The organism is Stutzerimonas kunmingensis (genome assembly GCF_900114065.1).
Lineage (GTDB): Bacteria > Pseudomonadota > Gammaproteobacteria > Pseudomonadales > Pseudomonadaceae > Stutzerimonas > Stutzerimonas kunmingensis.
Window position 1 is genome coordinate 76,967 of record NZ_FORS01000001.1, and the last position, 17,196, is coordinate 94,162.

Here is a 17,196-nt window from a genome sequence, read left to right on the forward strand (position 1 = left end):
CCTCGGCCCAAACCAAATACCCGCTTTTGCGTGCAAACCAAAAGCACCCAAACATATCCGACCGGCCAAGCCCCGGTCCCCGATCAGGAGCTATCGCACATGCTGAGCTGGGACGAATTCAACGAAGAAGACACCACCACCGCCGCGCCGGCCCCCGCTGCCGCGCAGCCTGCAGGCCAGACCGCAGCCAAGCTGGACAACGACGCCGCCGGCTCCGTGGAAGAAGCCCGCGCCGTTGCCGCCAGTGACTCCGACGCCATCGCCCGCGCCAAGCGCGCGCTGGACGACCTGGACATCCAGGAAGGCCTCAACGAACTGGAAGGCGAATCGGCCCGCGTGCGCGTCGACGAGAAGCGCATGATCAACGCCCGCGCCGACCTCAACCAGCTCGTACCCTTCAAGTACGACTGGGCCTGGCAGAAGTATCTGGATGGTTGCGCCAACCACTGGATGCCCCAGGAAGTGAACATGAACGCCGACATTGCCCTGTGGAAGAGCAAGGACGGCCTCAGCGAAGACGAGCGCCGCATCGTCAAGCGCAACCTCGGCTTCTTCTCCACCGCCGACAGCCTGGTCGCCAACAACCTCGTGCTGGCCACCTACCGCCTGATCACCAACCCCGAGTGCCGCCAGTACATCCTGCGCCAGGCCTTCGAAGAGGCGATCCACACCCACGCCTACCAGTACTGCATCGAATCGCTGGGCATGGATGAAGGCGAGATCTTCAACATGTACCACGAGATCCCGAGCGTCGCGAAAAAGGCCAGCTGGGGCCTCAAGTACACCCGCTCCATCTCCGACCCGACCTTCCAGACCGGCACCCCGGAGACCGACAAGCAGTTCCTGCGCAACCTCATCGCCTATTACTGCGTACTCGAAGGCATCTTCTTCTACTGCGGCTTCACCCAGATCCTCTCCATGGGCCGCCGCAACAAGATGACCGGCACCGCCGAGCAGTTCCAATACATCCTGCGTGACGAGTCCATGCACCTGAACTTCGGCATCGACATGATCAACCAGATCAAGATCGAGAATCCGCACCTGTGGGACGCCGACATGAAGGACGAAGCGACCCAGATGATCCTCCAGGGCACCCAGCTGGAAATCGAATACGCCCGCGACACCATGCCCCGTGGCGTGCTCGGCATGAACGCCGCGATGATGGAGGACTACCTCAAGTTCATCGCCAACCGGCGTCTGACGCAGATTGGGTTGAAGGAAGAGTATCCGGGCACTACCAACCCGTTCCCATGGATGAGCGAGATCATGGACTTGAAGAAGGAGAAGAACTTCTTTGAGACGCGGGTTATTGAATATCAGACTGGTGGGGCGTTGAGCTGGGACTGATAAGCTATTTGTCTACAGGGGAAAGCCAGTTCAGATGAGCTGGCTTTTTCGTTATCGGCTTTAAAAGGGACTTTATAAATGCGGAAAAAAGTATTCATCAGCTATTCGCATAAAGACGAAGCTCATCGGGAAGACTTGGAAGACCACCTTTCCATGCTAAAGAGAAAGGAAATTATTTCGATATGGCATGATAGAAAGATAATTCCTGGCGATGACTGGAAAGGCAGCATTGATGAAAACCTAGACTCTGCCGATATCATAATTTTCTTAGTTAGCCCGAGCTTCCTCGCATCTTCATACTGCTTAGACGTAGAAGTAAAGCGCGCAATAGAAAGACATGCTGAAGGATCAGCCAAGATTATTTCAATAATAGTCAGGCCGTGCGACTGGCACGAGTGCGACTTCTCTAAATATCAAGCAGTCCCTAAAGACGCAAAGGCAATCACCCTTTGGGAAAATAAAGACTCAGCGTGGCTGGATGCAGTAACTGGGCTAAAGAAGTACATCACTGAATTCACGACCAGGCCGCCAAGCAAAGAGATTTTGCAGGCAGAATCGCCTGTAACGGTCTCAGTTGATTTCAATCGCTGGTTAAAAGACACAGAAATTGTATTGAGCCATAGAAAGGTCGACAAGGTTCTACTTTCAGACATTTATGTAATCCCTGACGTCGAATTCGAAAGAGAATTCAAAGAAAAAGAGATCAATATCTCCGAAGCCGACACCGTATATAAAGAACCTGGCTTTTATTTGATTCTTGGCGAAGAGCAGCAAGGCAAAACGTCATTCCTTAAAAAGGCTTTTTTTGAGCTAGCATCAAAAGGAATCACACCTGTATATCTAGATGCGACAGGAATCACCAAATCTGACACAGATAAACTTATAGAAAAGCGCCTAACAAAGCAATATGACGGCCCGATTCTGGAAAAACTTGTCGATAAACAACGCAAAGTAGCGTTGATCGACAATCTAGATGAGATAGGGTTAAACGAGAAATACAGGAATATTTTCTTAGAAAACCTAGCGAAGGAATTTGACTGGATAATTTGCACTTGCCACAGCGCGTTCAATTACATAAGAACGGAAGTGCCAGCACTCTCAAAATACACGGCGTGCACACTTTTAGGCTTGGGAAACTTTAAGCGCGAGGAAATAATTAGAAAATGGATCGCACTTGGAGTAGAAGAAAGCATCAACGAAAACGATCTATACTCAAAGTGTGATGAGCTAAAGTCGCAACTCAACACCGTTATCAAACGAAACATCGTTCCACCAAAACCGATCTACGTACTTATGCTCATGCAAATGTTCGAAGCATATGCTCAGCAGAACATCGAGCTAACATCGTATGGTCACTGTTACCAGCAACTCATATACCAGTCGTTCGAAAAAGCAAAAATTAACGGCAGAGAGTACGAGAAGTACTTAAATGTTCTAACTGAAATATCGTGGCATATTTTCAAACTAGGTGAAGGACTGAACCGGCATCAGATCGATAACTTTTTCCTTGAGTACGAAAAGACTTATCTTTCCGTCGACAAAATGGAGATCCTTGAAAAGCTACTAGCACATTCAATACTTTCCGAAAAACATGGAAAAATTGGCTTCAAATACCCATATATCTACTATTTTTTTGTCGGAAAGAAAATAGCCGAAGGCTTTGCCGAAGATCCCTTTATTAAAGAAAACGTTGATCTTTTACTTGAGCGCCTTCACCGAGAAGATTACGCCAATATACTTATATTTATTACCCACCATACAAAAGACTCATGGGTACTTAACAAAATTAATGAGGTACTTGGATCCTTATTCCAAGAACAGTCTTGCGCAACCTTGACGAAACATCAGCTTTCGTTCATGGATGACTTCATGAAAAAAATCCCTGATTTAGTTTTAGAACAAAGGGAAATTCAAAACGAAAGAGACGAACGCAACCGCTCTCTTGACGCCATGGAGAGAGATCGCAGCGCGACGACGTATGATGATGCGGATGCTCCATTGGACATTCTTTCCAGCATCAATAAGTCTTTTAAAGGCATGGAAATTGCCGGCCAAATAATTCGAAATCGTTATGCGACCATACCAAGAGATGCTCTTTATCAGCTAGCAAACAGCGGTGCAGCTACCGGATTACGGTTCCTAGATTATTTCATAAAAATATCTGACTCCTCAAAGTCAGAAATAATCAAAGTGATTGAGCAGATGCTATCCGAGCATCCACATATCTCTGACAAGGAGATTGAAGGGTACGCTCAAAATACGTATCTACACTTAACCTACGGCGTAATAAATGGCGTTGTTAGAAAAATTGCGTCCTCTATTGGATCGAAGGAGGCGTTTGAGGTCTATGACGCTCTATCAAAACAGGAAAACACACCTGCTTACACCTTAATCAATCAAGCTGTTCAACTTCAATTTACAAGATCACTGCACATACCAACCATTGAACAGACAAAGGAAAGACTAAAAAATAACCCTGTTTGCTTACGAATATTAAAAGAAATGGTTATTCAGCATATCTATATGTTTCCTGTTGACTACAAGGAAAAGCAACAGCTTTCTAGCATGTTAGGAATCTCGATACGGGGCCAGCGTTTAATGGACCATAAAAAAGCTGGAAAAGCCTAATATTTAGCGAGGTAGCCTGGAAGTGACGCGTGGAAAAGGCTTCGCCGGTTTTTCCACCCTACGCTGCTACGCAACACCTCCACTCTGCCAACTGACGGGGACGGACTTCGAGTCGCCCGAGAACTCTTTGGTTATTTGCTTCTTCTGCACGGACCGGCAGGCGACACCAATCGCCCCTTATCAGGAGGGTGAGTGGAATCGTCGTGGAAGGGGTTGAGCGGCATGGATGCCGCGAGAGCCGCGATGGGCCAGGGATGGCCCTTCGCGGCGTGCCCCTGGAATAGCGATGGAGCGAACGAACCCGGAGCGAAGCGCAGGGCCGGATGGAGGGGCAAGCGTTTTTGGTTACTTTTGTCGCGACTGACAAAAGTGACCCGCCCAGCAGGGCGGAACCAGTGCTTCAATCCCCCAGTGATAAACAGCAGCGGCACAGACGCAAACAACCAGCGAAGCTACAACTCACACAACCCACCCGGCACTGCCATCACCCACTCCCTCACCGCCCGAACCGTCGGGTCATCCCAACGGCTCTCGGGATATACGAGATGAAACGGCTTGCCCTCCATCTCCGGCCCGAACGGTTGCACCAGCCGCCCTTCCCTCAGTTCGTCCTCGATCAACTGCCGACTCATCAGCGCCACACCCTGCGCACCGATGGCGGCGGAGATGGCGTGGGTTTCGTCGGAGAAGACCAGCCCGGCGCTCACATCCAGTCCCGCCACGTTGGCGAGCTTCTGCCACGACGCCCAATGAATCGGGGCGGACAAGGCGGCTTGCGCACGGAAGTGAATCAGCGGGTGTTTGGGCAGCTCGGCTATATCACGCAAACCAAGGTGCGGGCTGCAGACCGGGACGAAGGTGTTATCGAACAGCTTCTCCGCCACCAGCCCGGGCCAGCGGCCGTCGCCGTAGCGGATGGCGATATCCGCCGTGACGCCATCCAGCGCGACTGGCTCATGGGAGGTATGGAAGCGCAGATCGATATCCGGATGGGAATCGCGCAGCAGGCAGACCCAGGGCACCAGCCAGCGCACCGCGATGGCCGGTGTGGTGCTGAGGGTGATCGCCTGGCGGCAGGGCTTCGCACTCAGGCGTTCGACCGTAGCGCTGATGCTGTCGAACGCGGCTTCCAGCGTCTGTTGCAGCTCGCGCCCCTGGTCGGTCAGTTCCAGCTTCCGCGGTTTGCGCAGGAACAGCGCCACGCCGAGGGATTCCTCAAGCGAACGAATCTGGTGGCTAACCGCCGTAGCGGTGACATTCAGCTCCTCGGCGGCCTGCTTGGCGCTCTCGTGGCGGGCGGCGGCTTCGAAGGCCCGCAGCGCAGAAAGCGAAGGTAACCGGCGGTGCGCCATGGCTGAGTTTCTCTCATCTGTAGTTGTAAGAAATGGTCGTTTGTCGCCAGTACAGCCTAGCCATAGGCTGGATTTACCGCGAACCACAGATGAATTCAATCACAGAGGAGAATCATCATGACGCACCTTCTGCACCTCGATGCCAGCGCCCGCCCCGGCCTTGCCGGCAAGGACGAGCACGGTTCCCACAGCCGTAACCTCACTCACCGCTTCGTCAGCCAGTGGGCGGCCCGCCGCGCGCAGGACGGCATCGTCTACCGCGATATAGGCCAGAACCCGCCTTCGTTTATCAACCATGACTGGATTGCCTCCAGCTTCACGCCGGAAGAGCGCCGCGAGCCGTGGATGCGGGACACGCTGGCGGAAAGCGACCAGCTGGTCGATGAGCTGATCGCCGCCGATGTACTGGTCATCGGTACGCCGCTCTACAACTTCGGCATGCCCGCGGCACTGAAGGCCTGGATCGACCAGATCGTGCGCCCGGGCCGGACGGTCGAGGTCGACGAAAGCAAGTTGCCCGACCCGTACGTGCCGCTGCTGGCGGACCGGCCACGGCATGCGGTCATCCTCAGCGCCCGCGGCGGCATCGGCTTTGGTCCCGGCGGGGAGATGGCGCACATGAATCACCTGGAGCCGAACCTGGTGACGGCGCTTAATTTCATCGGGATCACCCGCATTCACCAGATCGCGATTGAAGGTCAGGAAACCGGTGGCGAGGTATTGGCCGCCTCGGTGGCCGAGGCGCTGCGCCAGGTCGATGCCTTAGTCACGGAGCTGCAGTCGGCACTCGATGCGCCCCCACTCCATGCGCGGGCAAGGCAGGTGGAGTTCGATCAGGTGTAAGGCGGCAACGCGTGGAAACGGCCTCGCTTTCCACGATACGCTCCATGGGTATGGCACCCGGTCGAGACAACGGAGCAGACATGGCGAGCGACAAAGATTTCGTGCTGTACGTGGCGGAGCAGATCGGCCTGGGGAGCAGACTGACGTACAGGAAGATGTTCGGCGAGTACGCCCTTTATCTGGACGATAAGGTCGTCGCGTTCGTCTGCGACAACAGCCTGTTCATCAAGCCCTCGGCGGCCGCCGAGACGCTCGCCCCGGACTTGCCGCAAGCGCCGCCCTACCCCGGCGCGAAGAACTATCCGGTGGCGGACGAGCTGCTGGACGATGCCGACGAACTCCGCCGCCTGGTGATCGAAACGGCTCGCCTCATGCCGGCACCTGCGCCACGCAAGCCGAGGAAAAGAAAGCCAGATACGGCTGCCCCATAGCGGCAGACTGCATCGTTCGTAGCATCGATCGTCCTGCGGCTTCACCTGGCCAGTCGCATGCCACCCGGTACAATGCGCCATTTTCCGTACCGCCCCGGAGCGCCGCCATGTTCACCCTCACCCACCTCGACACCCCGCCGCCGGAATCGCTGAAAAGCCAGGTGCTGCAGATGGTGGTGGATTACCTCGGCGACATCAGCCCCGTCTCGCTGCAGCCCAGCAACCCGCTGTATCAGCTGTACCAGTACGTGGTTGGTTTCGAGGTGCATCGCTATCTCGACAGCATGGACGGCGCGCAGGCGGGCAAGCCGGAGCTGATCATGGCGTTGGATGCTGAGGACCCGGCGGTCCTGCTCGGCTTCGCGCTGTACCTGCCCTTTGTGGACGATCCCGAAGCCTGCGCGCTGGTCTATCTGGCGGTGGACGCCGGCCATCGCCGCCAAGGCATCGGTCGGGCCATGGTCGAGACGATGGTGGCGCGTTATCCCCATGCCGAGGTGACCTGCGTTGCAGGCAAGGTGCCGTATTTCAGCGCACTGGGCTTTCAGCCGCTGGTGGCGCGCGGCCCGCAGGTGGTGATGAATACCCGTAACGAGGCTTCGAACGGTGCGGTGGCGGTGCAGGATCTGGAGCCGATCTTCCAGTCCAAGGAAGTTCGGCAGATCTACAGCTACCTGGTGCAGCAGAACGGCCGTAAGGCCATGAGCGAGGCGGAGAAACAGCGCGACTGTCTGCTCGATCAACTGGCGCGCCAGGCGCAGGAGCTGGTGCAGCAATCGAGCGTTCGGCGCTTGCATTGATCGCGCGAGGAGTCACTTGGCTCGGGTGATACCGAGCCCGCGCAACTGCTCCATTCACGAGCCACACCTCAATCCATCGCGGATATACGCCTCGCCTTGTCGAACCGCGCGTTCTTTATCGCGGCTTACGCCAGGCGTCGCGCTAGCGCCCGGCCAGCCACTTGCCCAGCAGCCTGTCGAGCTGTTCCTGTTCGTCGCGACTGAGTGTGGCGAGGGCCGTTTTTTCGTTCTCGACGTGGGCGGTCATCAGGCCGTCGATCAGAGCGAACCGCCTCCCGGCCGTTGCCGCTGAAATCGCCACATGCCTGGCGGCTGTTGCTGTTCTTCGGCATCGGTACGGCGGCCTATACCCTGGTGCTGGCCTGGCTGCCGCCCTATTACACGGGCCTTGGCTGGAGCGCTGCGGACGGCGGCCTGCTGCTCGGCGGCATCAGCCTGGCGGAAGTGGGCGCCGGATTGCTGCTCTCCGCGCTGATCGGACGAATCCGGCAGCGGCGGCCGCTGGTGCTGGGCGTGTTGGCCGTGGTGCTGGGCGGGTTGTTGTGCCTGGCATTGGCGCCGCTGGCGCTGGCAATCCCGACGGCGATTCTGCTGGGTGTAGGTATCGGCGCGCTGTTCCCGCTCTCGTTGATCCTGGCCATGGACCATGCACGTGACTCGGCCGACGCCGGCTCGCTGCTGGGATTCGTTCAGGGCGGCGGCTACCTGATTGCCAGCCTGGCCCCGCTGGGAGCAGGCCTGTTGCGCGACCGACTGGCGAGCCTGGCGGATGCCTGGCTGCTGATGGCCGTTGGCATCATGCTGTTGATGGGCCTCGCCGTGCAGCTCACCGCGCCGTCGCAAGAGGCGCAACCGCTATGACGCAGCCGTATCGAGATACCTGATCAACCAATTGGCGACGCTCAGGCGCAGTTCAGATACGGCTCGATATTGGCGAGCGCTCGCGCTACGTAGTCCTCCTTCTCCCCTACCGGCGCGACGTAGTGCAGCGCCTCGGCTGCCGCATCGAGCCCAACCAGCCGTGCCAACGTCCAAGCCGCCAGATAGATGGACGCCAGACAGCCGCCGGCGGTTGCCAGGTTGCCGCGGGCGAAGAAGGGTTGCTCCAGCACGTCGATACCCGCTTCCTGCACCCAGGGCTTGGTAGTGAGGTCGGTGCAGCCGGGAACGCCATTCAGCAAACCCGCTTTGGCAAGCAACAGAGTGCCCGAACACTGGGCGCCGATCAGCTGGCGTGCGGGATTGAGCCGTGCCAGCAGCTGCATCACGGCGAGATCCTGAGCGACTTCACGGGTTCTGATGCCGCTGCCGACCAGCACGGCGTCGCAGAACTCGAGCTCGTCTAGAGAAGCCTGTCGATACAGCCGCACGCCATTCATCGAGGTGACCATCTCGCTCGGCGAAGCCAGCGCCACGCGCCAGCCCGGCCGCTTGATGCGGTTCAGGATGCCGAGCGCGATCAGCGAGTCCAGTTCGTTGAAGCCGTCAAAGGTAACAATGGCAATGTGCATGGCTGGGTCCAGCGCTGGTGAGTCGACCTATTCTCAAAGCGAGGCAGGCGCGCGCAAAGGCACAGCCGGAAGCGGCGATACCAGTGCAGCGCGTAAGGCTGGCCACCGGGCGAGAAAGCACTTGGTCACTCCACGGACTTGGACGAAGGGCCTGGCTTTCGCCGCTAAATCTTCACGCAGACGAATATCGCGTTCCCGGATGCCTGGTCCCAGGGCACGATCTTCTCGTAGTCATGCTCGAGCACATGCACTTCGAAGTACCGCTCCAGCAGCTCGCTTAGCTCGGCAAAGCTCACCGCCACCATCCTGTGTTCGTCGTGCCAGACCTGGCTTTCATTGCTGATGGTCTTTTCGATTCGCAGCTTCAGCCATTGCTGCGCGCCGGCACCCGGGTAGTGCCAACCGGAGCTGAAGGTGAACAGGCCGTCCGTATGCCTGGCCGTGTGCGAGACGAATGAGGCGTTGTCGATCCGACGCTTGTCCACGGCGTTGAAGCAGAACAGCCCGCCCGGGGCCAACGCGGCATGCACGCTGGCGATACAGGCCTGCAGTCGCTGAAGCTCGGCGCTGTAATGAATGGAGTAAAGAAAGCAGGTGATCAGATCGGCCGGCTGCTCGACCGCAAAGCCACACATGTCCTGCAGGGAAAACAGCGCTTGCGGGCAGCGCGCGGCTGCTCTGTCCAGCATCGGCTGGTTGATGTCGAGCCCGCCGCTGGTATAGCCGGCATCGATGAAATGGCGGACGTGCGGGCCAGTGCCGCAGGCGAGGTCCAGATGCCTCGTGCCGCCGTTGCCGAACAGCTGCTGCAACCGATGAACGCAGTGGCTTTGCGCCCGGTAGTCGATGTCCGCGCACATGAGGTCGTAGTAACCCGACAAGTCGGTGTAGAGAGCATCGCCGGGCATGATGACCTGATGTGTGAGGAAACGATGGGCGCGCGCATATTATCCCGGCCGGCTAGAAATCGCCCGGCAATTACCGCCGCGCTGGCACATCCTGTTGCCCGTCCTCCGGATACCCGGCGACCGTATGCCGCCCCCTCTTTAGCGAGTCAGCTGAACGAAACGAAAGGCTGCCTCATGCTTGATCGCGCTCAGGCTGGGGCGACGGGCCAGCGAGCCTGACCAGGCACAGCTGCTCCATACAGTTGGCCCAGTCAGCCTTCCGATCCGCTTCAAGCTGCACCAGCATGGCGTAGCGGCGCCCGCCCCATACCGAAAGATGCAGCGCTTCCAAGGTTGCCGGCGAGGGACGCACCGGAAGGTCAGGCGCCGCATCAATGACCCGATGCCAGGCGCCCAACAGATCCTCGTAGGCCCGACGCTGATGCTTGGGCTCGGCCACCAGCGTTTCCAGTTCGAGCATATCCGGGTGGAACCAGGGCAGCCGTGACTCGACCCCGGCAAGGGTGCGGACCAGTCGCCGGATGCGCTCGGGCCAGGCAAGCGCGGTTGGCGCTACCGCTTGCGCGTCGATGGCCTCCAGCAGCTGCTCGACGCAATAACGCACGTAGCCCGAGTGCAGCGCGTGCTTGTTAGGAAAGTAGTCATACAGGGTGCCGATGGCCACGCCGGCTTCCAGGGCAACCGCGCGGGTCGTCAGTCGAGACCAGCCGTCGCGCTGCCATATCCGAACATAGGTGTCGAAAATCGCCTGAACGGTGGCCTTGGCGCGCTGCTGAGTCGGCCGTTTGAGCGGCTTGGCGCTCGGCAATCGTGTGCTCATGAAATCCGAACCCGGCGGTGAAACGAAAGGGATAGAGTCGAAGCCGTCCATTTACGAACCCAAGGTGCCATCGATGAGCGTCATCCGCCAGTTGCAGAACAACAAGAAAGACATGCAGCAGACCCGCATTCAGACCCAGGCAATGCCGGAGCTGCAACCCGGCGAAGCCCTGCTGCGTATCAGCCGGCTGGCACTGACCACGAACAATGTCACCTACGCCGCATTCGGCGAGACGCCTCACCTGCGCTATTGGGACTTCTACCCCACGGGCGATAGCGAGTGGTTCCACATGCCGGCGTGGGGCTTCGCCGAAGTCGTGGAGAGCACCGTCGATGGCCTGGCGAAGGGCGAACGCTTCTATGGCTTCTGGCCGATCGCCAGCCATGTCGTGATGCAGCCGGTACGGGTTTCCGAGCGCGGCTTCTACGACGGCGCCGAACACCGACTCGAACTCACATCGGCCTACAACCAGTACCAGCGCATCAGCAGCGACGCCGCCTATCGCGCCGAGAGCGAAAACTACCAGATGCTGTTGCGCCCGCTGTTCATCACCTCGTTCATGCTGGCCGATTTCCTCGACGACAACGCATTCTTCGGAGCGCGCCAGATCCTGATGTCGAGCGCCTCGAGCAAGACCGCGTACGGTACGGCGTTCTGCCTGCAGGACAACCCGGCCGTGCAGCTGATCGGGCTTACTTCCGCGGGCAACACGGACTTCGTAAAAGGGCTGGGTTGCTATCGCCAGGCAGTAGGCTACGACCAACTCGCTTCGCTGGACCCGAGCGTGCCCACGCTTTACGTCGACTTCTCCGGCAGCGCCGATCTACGCCGGCAGATCCACAGCCATTTCAAGGATGCCCTGGTGTACGACTGCTTCGCCGGCTCAGCCCAGAACCATGAATACAGAAAGACGGACGCAACGCTGGCCGGTCCGCAGCCTCAGCCCTACTTCGCGCCTTATCAGATCAAGAAACGCAACGCCGACTGGGGTCCCGCCGAGGTGACCCGCCGCTTCAACGAGGCGCAGCTGGCCTTTATCGCCCGGGTGAGCGATGCGCAGCAGCCCTGGATGCAGGTGAACGAGCACGCCGGCATGGAGGCCGCACAGGCGCTGGCCGAATCCCTGATCAAAGGCGACATCAATCCGCTGGAGGGCCACGCCGTGGTGCTCGACTGACCAGGTAATCGGATAACCACAGCGAGCGCGACCGGTAGATGCGACTGGCGTATATCGAGCCAATCGCTAGCCTGACTATCGGGCTTTCTTTGCGGGGAACGATCATGACTGGCGACGAGATCGCTGATTGCTACCGAGGCTACATCGCCTGTTTGAACAACAGGCGCTGGGCAGAGCTTGAGCGCTTCGTCCATAAAGAAGTGCACTACAACGGCCAGTTCGTCGGGCTGGACGGCTATCGCCAGATGCTCGACGGCGACGTTCGGGCGATCCCCGATCTGCAGTTCAATATCGGGCTGCTCATCGTCGAGCCGCCCCATGTGGCGGCACAGCTGCGGTTCGATTGCACGCCCACAGGCGAACTGTTTGGCTTTGCTGTGAATGGCAAGAGAGTCGTCTTTACCGAAAACGTCTTCTACGAGTTCCTCGAGGGAAAGATCCGCAACGTGTGGTCGGTGATCGACAAGAAGGCAGTTGCCGATCAGCTCTAAGGCGATGGCGGCTCACATCACATGTGGGGCGAAGACAAACGCGTGGTAATCGCACCCTTTCATGTTCTCGCTTCGGCACGCACCGCGTCGGCTCAACGGCTTTCGCTGGCGCGACACGGAAGTCGCTCAAGCGCCCGCACTCTTCGCCGATATCGGAAGCACAACTAGATCGATTGGATGCCCTGCATGTTTAACAACCGCTTGAAAAAGGATTTGGAAGCCAAGGATGCCGAGCTGGCAATCCTGCGCCAGCTCATGGGCAAGATGAACGGTGACATGCTGTCGGTCACGCTGGATACCGACTTCAAGATCTGCGCGTTCAATGATCGATTCGCCAGTACCTTGGGTTACTCGCACGGGCATCTCCAGGGCCGGCCCCTGGCCGAGATCGTTCCGCCCTACGTGAAGAACCTGCCCTGCTTTCACAACTTTCGCGCCGCGGTGGCCAAGCTCGAGCCGGTCAGCGACGACTACCGCTACCTGCGCGCCGACGGCAGCCTCGCCTGGTTGAAGATCCATTGGTATCCCATCGCAAGCGCCGACGGAAAGCTTTCGCATATTCAGGGTTTCGGCAGCGATATCAGCGAGGCCGTGTATCAGGCGAAGGAGAACGAGGCATTCATCACCGCCCTGCTCCGCTCGACCGCGGTTATCCAGTTCAATCTGGACGGAACGGTGGTCACGGCCAATGAGCAGTTTCTCCAGACCATGGGCTATTCGCTCGGGGAGCTGAAGGGCAAACATCACAGCCTGTTCTGCACGCCGGAAGATGCCGCTTCGGCGGATTACAAGGCGTTCTGGCAGAAACTGAACCGCGGCGAGTACGTCGCCGACCGCTTCAAGCGTGTCGACCGCCACGGCCACGAAGTTTGGCTGGAGGCGACCTACAACCCGGTGCACGACACCGAAGGCAACCTCTACAAGGTGGTCAAGTTCGCCAACGTGGTGACCGATCAGGTCATGCGGGAGGCTGAAGTGCGGCAAGCCGCGGGCGTTGCCTACGACATTTCGCTGCAGACCGACGTCAGTGCCGAGCGCGGCGCCAGCGTGGTGAAGGACACCCTGGTGACGATGCAGAAGATCACCGACCAGGTGCAGTCCGCCACCGATGGCATCGAGGCGCTCGGCAAGCAGTCGCTGCTGATCAGCTCCATCGTCCAGACCATTGGTGGCATCGCCGCGCAGACCAACCTGCTGGCCTTGAACGCGGCCATCGAGGCCGCCAGGGCTGGCGACCAGGGTCGCGGTTTCGCGGTGGTGGCCGACGAGGTCCGGCAACTGGCCGCGCGCACGAGCACCGCTACCGACGAGATCGTCAATGTGGTGCAACAGAACCAGGCGCTGGCCGACGAAGCCGTGCGCAACATGTTCGCCAGCCGCGAACAGGCGGTGCAGGGCCTGGGGCTGGCCAACCAGGCCGGTGCGGTGATCGTCGAGATTCAGGACGCCGCCAAGCAGGTGGTCAGTGCGGTCGAACGGTTCGCCAAGGAACTCTGACGACGTAACGACAGAACATGCCGCTGCCCCTGGAGCTGTTACGGCTGTTCGACATGCGCGGCAAAGCCGACCTGCGCTGGCGCCACGTCGGCCCTGAGCGTTAGCGCCGGAATGTCGTAGTCGCCGCCGTTCTGTTTGCGATAGGCGATGGGCTCAGTGCGCCAGAGGTGGTCCAGGCGCTTGCCCAGTTCGTGTCGGAGTGTGTCGAATCGGGCCCGGTCGATGCGGCTGGTGCGGTGCACCAGAAACGGTGGCAGTACATCGAAGCCCGGGTAATGCAGGATGCCGTGATGGATGGGGAACAGCAGGTCCTCGATGGGCCCGTTGATTCCCCGCGGGCTGTAGTGTGATTCCCAGCCACCGGTAGTCACGATCAGCATCGCCCGTTTGCCCGCCATCGAACCTTCGCCGTAGCGATCGCCCCAGCGCGCATCCGAGTGCTCTCCGACGCCATAAGCGAAACCGTAGGCATATACCCGGTCGACCCAGCCCTTGAGGATCGCCGGCATCGAAAACCACCAGAGCGGGAACTGCAGGATCAGCGCATCCGCCCAGCGCAGCTTGTCCTGCTCCGCCGCGATGTCAGAACTCTGCCGGCCACTGGCGAACGCGCGTCGGGAATCCTCGGAAGCATCGAAACGCGCTTCGGGGTCGCGATCCAGGCTGTCGCCGGCATCGATCGCGGCCTTCCAGCCCATGGCATACAAGTCGGAAACCTGGACCTGATGGCCAGCCGCCTGCAGGCGTTGTACGGCGAACTCCTTCAATGCGCCATTCAACGAGCGCGGTTCGGGATGGGCATAAACAAGCAGAACATTCATGGGAAACCTCCGTAACGGGAAGGCTGCAGAATGTGGCTTGCCCAGGTATGTTTGAAATGAATAAGCCATATTCCAGGTATTGCCATGAATAATCTCAGACGCCTCGATCTGAATCTGCTGGTGACCCTGGACGTGTTGCTGGCCGAGCACAATGTCACCCGCGCCGCAGAGCGCCTGAATTTTTCCCAGCCCTCGGTGAGCGTGCACCTGGCCAAGCTGCGGGACATTTTCGACGATCCTCTACTGATACCTGGGCCGCGAGGCATGCGCCCGACTGCACGCGCAGAAGAATTGCGCGAGCCCCTGCGCCTGGCACTGGAAGCGCTGGAGCAAGCCGTCGCCCCAGCCAGTCCGTTCGACCCTGGCGCCGCGCAGAACGTCTGGCGCATCGCAGCCAGCGACTATGGCGAGTCCGCGATTGTGCTACCCGCTCTGGCCGGCCTGCGGTCCGCCGCACCGGGCACCCGCATAGCCGTGGTCGAGATGCAGCCTTCGCGCATCGCCCGCCAGGCAGAACAGGGTGATATCGACCTCGCCTTGCACACCGTCGATGGTTCGCCGTCCAGCCTGCGCCGCCGCGTTCTGTTCACCGAGCGCTACGTGCTGGCCGGCCGTGCCGGGCATCCCCGCCTGCGGCGACGGCCGACGCTAGAGCAGTTCTGCGCGCTGGATCAGGTGATCGTCTCGCCGGATGGCGGCGGCTTTCACGGTGCCACCGACGATGCCCTGGCCACGCATGGCCTGCAACGGCGCGTGGTGCTGTCGGTGCCGCATTTCCTGTTCCTGCGCTCGGTGCTGGAAAGCACCGACCTGGTGGCGATGCTGCCCGAACGGCTGGTTCAGGGTGTTGCACTGCAGGTCGTCGAAGCGCCGCTGGAGATTCCAGGCTACGAAATGGCCATGCTCTGGCACGAACGCGCCCATCGCGACCCGGCCCATCAATGGCTGCGCGAGCAGATCGTCAACGCGATCTAGCCCCGCCTGCGCGATGTGCTTCTGGGCTGCAGCTGATCCAGCGCGCCGGAGTTCTGCCTTGCCCAGTCGTAGATCAGTTCGATGGGTTCAACCATCAACTGGCCCAGCGGCGAAAGCGCATAGCTCACCTCTGGCGGCACCGAATCGAGCGTGTGGCGCTCGATCAGGCCGCTTTGCTCCAGTTCACGAAGCGTCTGGATCAGCATTTTCTTCGAGATGCCGGGCAGACTCCGATGCAACGCGCCGCTGCGTGCGGTGCCATCGTGCCGGGCATGCAGCGTGTGCAGAATCATGCTGGTCCACTTGGTGGAGAAGAGCTCGAGCACGCGTCTTGGTGCGCAGTCTTCGCGCCATTGTTCTTCGTCAGAGCCCGGTTGCATGGGGGATGGTCACCATTTGGTGCCGACTTGGATCGGCATTTTCGAGTGGGTAAGGTGCAGGCCTGTTTCGCTTTGTGGGGGTCTGTACATGACAAATCAAGCACTGGTGGTCGGCGCGAGCGGCATTGTCGGCAGCGCGCTGTCGCGCCTGCTGGCCGATGAAGGCTGGAACGTCGCCGGGCTGGCTCGCCGACCGAATACCGACGCGGGTGTCACGCCGATCAGCGCCGACCTGCTGGACCCCAAGGCGCTCGCCTCGGCGCTGGCCGGCGTTTCACCCACTCACGTCTTCCTCACCACCTGGGGGCGCCAGGCCAGCGAGGCGGAGAATATCCGCGTCAACGCGCAGATGGTACGCAACCTGCTCGAAGCCGTCCGGCCGGCTGGTACGCTGCGCCATGCCGCCCTGGTCACCGGCCTCAAGCACTACCTCGGCCCGTTCGAAGCCTACGGCAAGGGTGCGCTGCCGCAGACGCCGTTCCGCGAGGAACAGGAGCGGCTGGATGTCGAGAACTTCTATTACGCCCAGGAAGATGAGGTGTTCGCCGCGGCGGAGCGCGATGGCTTCAGCTGGAGCGTGCATCGCCCGCACACCATCACCGGCGTGGCGGTCGGCAACGCCATGAACATGGCCACCACGCTGGCCGTGTACGCCTCCATCTGCCGCCATACGGGGCGGCCTTTCCGCTTTCCGGGCTCGGACGTGCAGTGGAACAGCCTGACCGACATGACCGACGCCGGCCAGCTCGCCAGGCACCTGCGCTGGGCCGCCAGCACGCCGGCAGCCGCCAACCAGGCCTTCAATGTCGTCAATGGCGATGTGTTCCGCTGGAAATGGATGTGGTCGCGCATTGCCGAGTGGTTCGGCATCGACGCTGCGCCGTTCGATGGCCCGGCCCCGCTGGAGCAGCAGATGGCGGGCGACGCGGACATCTGGAACGACATGACCAAGCAGTTCGGTCTCGCCGAGGCGGACATAGGCAAGCTCGTCTCGCCGTGGCACACCGATGCCGATCTCGGCCGCCCGATCGAGGTGGTGACGGACATGTCGAAGAGTCGCAAGCTCGGTTTTCTGAATTATCAGGCCAGCGACGAGGCGTTCTTCGAGGTGTTCGCCAGGCTGCGGGCGAGCAAGCTGATTCCCTGAGCCGGCCATCCGAGCCGTCATCGGACTGGACACTCCCGTATACTCGCGCGTTTTCCGCGCGAGTCCCC

At 59.7% G+C, this 17,196-nt stretch carries 17 protein-coding genes; 11 read left to right on the forward strand and 6 right to left on the reverse strand.

Annotated elements, in window-relative coordinates; genetic code table 11:
- Positions 1-99 precede the first annotated feature (99 nt).
- Both BM275_RS00365 and BM275_RS00370 read left to right on the forward strand, forming a co-directional pair.
- Entirely contained in the window at positions 100-1,347 is a 1,248-nt protein-coding gene (locus BM275_RS00365) for a ribonucleotide-diphosphate reductase subunit beta (protein WP_023445554.1), read from the forward strand.
- Positions 1,348-1,425: 78 nt separating this feature from the next.
- Positions 1,426-3,975 carry a toll/interleukin-1 receptor domain-containing protein gene (locus BM275_RS00370; protein ID WP_090518937.1) on the forward strand — a complete coding sequence of 850 codons (2,550 nt, stop codon included), beginning with the start codon at positions 1,426-1,428 and terminating at the stop codon, positions 3,973-3,975.
- 452 nt (positions 3,976-4,427) lie between these two features.
- Here BM275_RS00370 and gcvA read toward each other — a convergent pair whose 3' ends face one another.
- The gene (gene gcvA, locus BM275_RS00375) at positions 4,428-5,327 is read right to left on the reverse strand and encodes a transcriptional regulator GcvA (protein ID WP_090518938.1); all 900 of its coding nucleotides are present in this window, start codon (positions 5,325-5,327) and stop codon (positions 4,428-4,430) included.
- A 117-nt stretch (positions 5,328-5,444) separates the two neighbouring features.
- Between gcvA and BM275_RS00380 the strand changes: the two genes are divergently transcribed.
- The 4 genes from BM275_RS00380 to BM275_RS00400 all read left to right on the forward strand — a co-directional run bounded on the left by BM275_RS00380 (position 5,445) and on the right by BM275_RS00400 (position 8,262).
- Positions 5,445-6,170 (forward strand): FMN-dependent NADH-azoreductase, encoded by a 726-nt coding sequence (locus BM275_RS00380; protein ID WP_090518939.1) that lies wholly within the window; start codon positions 5,445-5,447, stop codon positions 6,168-6,170.
- Between the two features lie 80 nt (positions 6,171-6,250).
- Positions 6,251-6,601 (forward strand): TfoX/Sxy family protein, encoded by a 351-nt coding sequence (locus BM275_RS00385; protein WP_090518940.1) that lies wholly within the window; start codon positions 6,251-6,253, stop codon positions 6,599-6,601.
- A 107-nt stretch (positions 6,602-6,708) separates the two neighbouring features.
- A complete protein-coding gene (locus BM275_RS00390; RefSeq protein WP_090518941.1) occupies positions 6,709-7,401 on the forward strand; it encodes a GNAT family N-acetyltransferase in 693 nt (230 codons plus the stop codon).
- 282 nt (positions 7,402-7,683) lie between these two features.
- Positions 7,684-8,262 carry an MFS transporter gene (locus BM275_RS00400; protein WP_244153825.1) on the forward strand — a complete coding sequence of 193 codons (579 nt, stop codon included), beginning with the start codon at positions 7,684-7,686 and terminating at the stop codon, positions 8,260-8,262.
- Between the two features lie 41 nt (positions 8,263-8,303).
- Here BM275_RS00400 and BM275_RS00405 read toward each other — a convergent pair whose 3' ends face one another.
- The 3 genes from BM275_RS00405 to BM275_RS00415 form a co-directional block, all read right to left on the reverse strand.
- Positions 8,304-8,912: a DJ-1/PfpI family protein gene (locus tag BM275_RS00405; protein WP_090518942.1), complete on the reverse strand. Its 609-nt coding sequence runs from the start codon at positions 8,910-8,912 to the stop codon at positions 8,304-8,306.
- 164 nt (positions 8,913-9,076) lie between these two features.
- The gene (locus BM275_RS00410; protein ID WP_090518943.1) at positions 9,077-9,820 is read right to left on the reverse strand and encodes a class I SAM-dependent DNA methyltransferase; all 744 of its coding nucleotides are present in this window, start codon (positions 9,818-9,820) and stop codon (positions 9,077-9,079) included.
- Between the two features lie 172 nt (positions 9,821-9,992).
- Positions 9,993-10,640, reverse strand: a complete 648-nt coding sequence (locus BM275_RS00415; RefSeq protein WP_244153827.1) for a TetR/AcrR family transcriptional regulator — start codon at positions 10,638-10,640, stop codon at positions 9,993-9,995.
- A 73-nt stretch (positions 10,641-10,713) separates the two neighbouring features.
- Between BM275_RS00415 and BM275_RS00420 the strand changes: the two genes are divergently transcribed.
- The 3 genes from BM275_RS00420 to BM275_RS00430 all read left to right on the forward strand — a co-directional run bounded on the left by BM275_RS00420 (position 10,714) and on the right by BM275_RS00430 (position 13,805).
- Complete coding sequence (locus tag BM275_RS00420) at positions 10,714-11,817, forward strand: DUF2855 family protein (RefSeq protein ID WP_090518945.1); 1,104 nt, start codon at positions 10,714-10,716, stop codon at positions 11,815-11,817.
- A 104-nt stretch (positions 11,818-11,921) separates the two neighbouring features.
- Positions 11,922-12,308: an ester cyclase gene (locus tag BM275_RS00425; protein ID WP_090518946.1), complete on the forward strand. Its 387-nt coding sequence runs from the start codon at positions 11,922-11,924 to the stop codon at positions 12,306-12,308.
- Positions 12,309-12,494: 186 nt separating this feature from the next.
- Complete coding sequence (locus BM275_RS00430; RefSeq protein ID WP_090518947.1) at positions 12,495-13,805, forward strand: methyl-accepting chemotaxis protein; 1,311 nt, start codon at positions 12,495-12,497, stop codon at positions 13,803-13,805.
- A gap of 38 nt (positions 13,806-13,843) precedes the next feature.
- Here BM275_RS00430 and BM275_RS00435 read toward each other — a convergent pair whose 3' ends face one another.
- The gene (locus tag BM275_RS00435) at positions 13,844-14,626 is read right to left on the reverse strand and encodes an NAD(P)H-dependent oxidoreductase (protein WP_090518948.1); all 783 of its coding nucleotides are present in this window, start codon (positions 14,624-14,626) and stop codon (positions 13,844-13,846) included.
- An 84-nt stretch (positions 14,627-14,710) separates the two neighbouring features.
- Between BM275_RS00435 and BM275_RS00440 the strand changes: the two genes are divergently transcribed.
- Positions 14,711-15,601, forward strand: coding sequence for a LysR family transcriptional regulator (locus BM275_RS00440; protein ID WP_090518949.1), 891 nt, complete (start codon positions 14,711-14,713; stop codon positions 15,599-15,601).
- Here the strand turns inward: BM275_RS00440 and BM275_RS00445 are convergent.
- Positions 15,598-15,981 carry a winged helix-turn-helix transcriptional regulator gene (locus BM275_RS00445; RefSeq protein ID WP_090518950.1) on the reverse strand — a complete coding sequence of 128 codons (384 nt, stop codon included), beginning with the start codon at positions 15,979-15,981 and terminating at the stop codon, positions 15,598-15,600. The two genes, BM275_RS00440 and BM275_RS00445, sit on opposite strands and share 4 nt — an antisense overlap.
- Before the next feature lie 88 nt (positions 15,982-16,069).
- On the opposite strand from BM275_RS00445, the gene BM275_RS00450 reads away from it, so the two are divergent.
- Positions 16,070-17,128 carry an SDR family oxidoreductase gene (locus BM275_RS00450; RefSeq protein WP_090518951.1) on the forward strand — a complete coding sequence of 353 codons (1,059 nt, stop codon included), beginning with the start codon at positions 16,070-16,072 and terminating at the stop codon, positions 17,126-17,128.
- The last annotated feature ends 68 nt before the right edge of the window (positions 17,129-17,196 follow it).